This window comes from Azospirillum sp. B506, from assembly GCF_000333595.1.
GTDB lineage: Bacteria > Pseudomonadota > Alphaproteobacteria > Azospirillales > Azospirillaceae > Azospirillum.
The window spans coordinates 1-2,021 of the sequence record NZ_BADK01001117.1 but is presented as its reverse complement, the minus strand read 5'-3'; the positions used below and the strand labels follow the sequence as shown (position 1 = coordinate 2,021).

The 2,021-nt window shown below is 67.4% G+C and carries 3 protein-coding genes; all 3 read left to right on the top strand.

Going from position 1 to position 2,021, the window contains the following annotated elements; translation table 11 throughout:
• The coding region (locus tag I71_RS34065; RefSeq protein ID WP_042704725.1) for a lactate utilization protein B at nucleotides 1-1,089 on the top strand (1,089 nt) is incomplete at its 5' end.
• Nucleotides 1,082-1,744: a lactate utilization protein C gene (locus I71_RS34060; protein WP_042704723.1), complete on the top strand. Its 663-nt coding sequence runs from the start codon at nucleotides 1,082-1,084 to the stop codon at nucleotides 1,742-1,744. The genes I71_RS34065 and I71_RS34060, both read left to right, overlap by 8 nt.
• The coding region (locus I71_RS34055; RefSeq protein ID WP_042704722.1) for a hypothetical protein at nucleotides 1,741-2,021 on the top strand (281 nt) is incomplete at its 3' end. The genes I71_RS34060 and I71_RS34055, both read left to right, overlap by 4 nt.

Here is a 2,021-nt window from a genome sequence, read left to right as displayed (position 1 = left end):
ATGGTGACGGAGGAGATGCACCTGAACGCCGTCCTGGAAAAGGACGGCATCGAGGTTCTGGAAAGCGATCTCGGCGAATACATTGTGCAGCTGGACGGCACCATGCCGTCGCACATCATCATGCCGGCGATCCACCTGAACACCAAACAGATCGCCCATCTGTTCAAACGCAAGATCAAGGATGCCGAAAGCCGGGAGGATGCGGCCTATCTGACCGACCTCGCCCGCCGGGTTCTGCGCGCCAAGTTCCAGGCCGCCGACGTCGGCATGTCCGGCGTCAATGCGGCAGTGGCGGAAACCGGCACCCTCTGCCTGATCGAGAATGAGGGCAACGGACGCATGTGCACCACGGTGCCGCCGGTCCACATCGCCTTCATGGGGCTGGAGAAGGTGGTGGAAAAGCTGGAGGACGTGCCGCCGGTCATCAGCCTGCTGCCGCGCTCCGCCACCGGCCAGCCGATCACCACCTACGTCAACATGATCTCCGGCCCCCGCAAGCCGGGCGAGAAGGATGGCCCGCGCGAGGTGCATCTGGTCATCCTCGACAATGGCCGCTCCAGCATCTACGCCGACCCGGAACTGCGCGACACGCTGCGCTGCATCCGCTGCGGTGCCTGCATGAACCATTGCCCGGTCTACACCAAGGTCGGCGGCCACGCCTATGAAGCGCCCTATCCCGGACCCATCGGCAAGATCCTGGTGCCGCAGATCGAGGGGCTGGCCAAGCGCGGCGCCATGCCCCACGCCTGCACCATGTGCAACGCCTGCGTCGAGATCTGCCCGGTGAAGATTCCCATCGTCGAGATCATGGGGCGGCTGCGGGTCGAGGCGGTGAAGCCCGGCGGTGCTGTGAAGGATGGCGGCGCCAAGGCCAGCAAAGCCGAGGCGATGGTATGGAGCGGCTGGGCGGCGATGAACGCCTCCCCCACCGCCTACCGCATCGCCACGGCGGCGATGAGCAAGCTGGGCAATGCGGCCCCCTCGTCGCTGCCATTGCTGAAGGAGTGGACGAATGTCCGCACCAAGCCGCGGTTCTCCGGCCGCACCCTGCACGACCTCGCCCGCGCCAAAGGGGTTCCCGATGTCTGACGCCCGCACCTCCATCCTGGCGAGACTGCGCGCCACCCGCGACGCCCACCCATTGACTCCACCCGCCTCGGACTTCACGCCGATCGAGGCGAAGCAGTGGACGGACGAGGAGCGCCTGCCCCGCCTCCGCCGTCTGATGGAAGCGGTGCATACCGAGTTTCTCGACGCGACCGAAACCAATTGGCCGACGGTACTGCGTGAGTTCCTGGCGCGCGAGGGGGTGGGGTCGCTGCTCTATGCGCCGGAGACGGAAGCCGGGAAGAGGCTGGTCAAAGGATGGGACTCCGACTCCACCACCGTCATCCCCTACGACCGTCCGCTCGAAGCCCTCAAGTCCCAGCTGTTCGAGTCCATCGAAGCCGGCCTCACCACCACCCGCGGCGCCATCGCCGAGACCGGCAGCTTGATCCTGTGGCCGACGGCCGAGGAACCGCGCACCCTGTCGCTGGTCCCGCACATCCACATCGCGCTGCTGCGTGCGGACGCCCTCTACGACACCTTCCTGCAGGCGATGCGCGACCAGGGATGGGCGCCGGCGATGCCGACCAACGTGCTGCTGGTGTCCGGCCCCAGCAAGACCGCCGACATCGAACAGACGCTGGCCTATGGCGTCCACGGTCCGAAGCGGCTGGTCGTGCTGGTGGTGCATCCATGACGGCCCGTCCGACGGCGGAGCCGGCAACCCGGCTCTACGAGGCGATCCTGCATCTCAGGCGCCTTGGCCACCGGGTGGAGAAATGCGAAGGGCGGCGCGGGAGGCATCGGCTGGATGGAGCCGAAATCACCGACGCCGCCCTTCTTGAGCTGGCGATGACCCGCGTCCGCCGGGCGGCGCGGGTCGCATATTCAAATCAGGCCGGTCCCGGTCAAGCCGGACGCACCGCCGCCGGGCGGGACACCGCCACCGCCGGCTTGCGGCCGAGCGCTCGACG

Excerpts from the sequence above, each read along its gene's own strand:
- I71_RS34060 (WP_042704723.1), top strand. The coding sequence starts at position 1,082 with ATGTCTGACGCCCGCACCTCCATCCTGGCGAGACTGCGCGCCACCCGC.